This is a genomic window from Streptomyces turgidiscabies Car8 (genome assembly GCF_000331005.1).
GTDB lineage: Bacteria > Actinomycetota > Actinomycetes > Streptomycetales > Streptomycetaceae > Streptomyces > Streptomyces turgidiscabies.
Genome location: NZ_AEJB01000539.1, coordinates 1 through 1,551 on the forward strand (window position 1 = coordinate 1; position 1,551 = coordinate 1,551).

The following is a 1,551-nucleotide window of genomic DNA, read 5'->3' on the forward strand; positions in this document are numbered from 1 at the left end:
GTAACCGCATCGCTTACCTGCAACGGCTGTTGGTGAACAGCCGGGCTCAACGGCCCAGCGTCGCCAGCTCCTTCGCGGCCTCCGTGAGGTCCTTCGCGGTGTCGATGGCACGCCAGTAGGCGCCGTGCGGGATCGGGAAACCGGCCAGGCGCAGCTCACGGGCCAGGTGCGGGAACGTCGTACGTTCGTGATCACCGCGCTCCGGGAGCAGGGCGGCGAACTCGGGGGAGAACACGTACACACCCGCGTTGATCTCGAAGGTCGACGGAGGGGACTCTATGAAGTCCGTGATGTGACCGAACCCGTCCGTCTGGACCGCGCCCCACGGCAGCCGGGGACGGGCCAGCGCGAGGGTCGCGACGGCGTCCCGCTCGGCGTGGAAGTCGGCCATCTCGCGCAGCGAGAAACGGGTCCAGATGTCACCGTTGGTCGCGTACCAGGGCTCGTCAGGGGCGGGAAGGTGCGCGGCGGCGTACTTGAGGCCGCCACCACGGCCCAGGGGCTCGGTCTCGACGACCGTGGTGACGCTCAGCGGCAGATCGGCCGTCTCCAGCCACTTCTGCAGCACCTCGGCGAGATGGCCACAGCTGACCACCACGTCCGTCACGCCCTCCTCGGCGAGCCAGACGAGCTGATGGCCGATGATCGGCGTCCCCGTGCCGGGGATCTCGACCATCGGCTTGGGCCGGTCATCGGTGTACGGGCGAAGCCGGGAGCCCTGGCCGCCGGCGAGGACCACGGCCTGAGTGGGGCGCGACGTGGCGTTCGGATCGGTCATATTCGAACTGTACGGGGCGCTCCGCGGGTTCGCGGGGTGAGGTTGGGGGTGGGGCTGTGGGTGGGGATCCGCAGGTCCGGTGGGGGCTGGTCGCGCAGTTCCCGCGCCCCTGTAGGCATGCCCCTACGGGGCGCCTACAGGGGCGCTGAGGGTTCAGCTGTGGGTTGCTGCCACTCCTGTCGCGAAGGAGGTGTCGCAGACCGGGCGGGAGAAGGACTGGGCGCGGGACGGGCCGTACGCGCGGACCGCGGCGCGGCCCAGGGCGCGGGCGATCGACGTGCAGTGCTTCGCCAGCGACGGGCGGCCGTTCACCGCCTGCTGGAGGTGGGTGAGGGCGATGCCGGGGTCCTTCTCCTGGAGCTCCAGGAGAAGCTGGTCACGCAGGACGTCCTGCGGTGACGGGGCAGCGGCGGCCCGGGCGGCCAGGTCCTCGGAGGAGGCGGTGAGCACCGAGTCCGAGGGGCTCCCCGACCAGTTGACTCGGGTGACCGCGAGGGTCCCGGACAGCACCAGGACGACGGGCAGGACAAGGGCGAGGCTACGGCCGATCCGGCGGGCGGGGCCACGGCCACTTCGCGTCAGTTGGTTAGTGGAGTGCTTCACGCGAGTGAGGGTAGCGCTCCGTACTGAATTGGCGACATTCAGTCACCCGATCGGGGGATGGATTGGTGCCGTTTTCTGGGTAGGGCGTTGACGCACACGATTCGAAACGACCGGTCCGCCGGGGTATCGGGCGTCCGCAGGGCAAACATGCGCAAGGCGCACGCGAGGGG

Annotated in this window: 2 protein-coding genes; both read right to left on the reverse strand. The window is 70.0% G+C overall.

Going from position 1 to position 1,551, the window contains the following annotated elements; genetic code table 11:
- Positions 1-46: 46 nt before the first annotated feature.
- Positions 47-778, reverse strand: a complete 732-nt coding sequence (locus STRTUCAR8_RS39180) for a nucleotidyltransferase family protein (protein WP_006381910.1) — start codon at positions 776-778, stop codon at positions 47-49.
- A 153-nt stretch (positions 779-931) separates the two neighbouring features.
- Entirely contained in the window at positions 932-1,381 is a 450-nt protein-coding gene (locus STRTUCAR8_RS39185) for a hypothetical protein (protein ID WP_006381911.1), read from the reverse strand.
- Between the last annotated feature and the right edge of the window lie 170 nt (positions 1,382-1,551).

Coding starts and splice junctions, on each gene's coding strand:
- STRTUCAR8_RS39180 (WP_006381910.1), bottom strand. CDS start 778: ATGACCGATCCGAACGCCACGTCGCGCCCCACTCAGGCCGTGGTCCTC.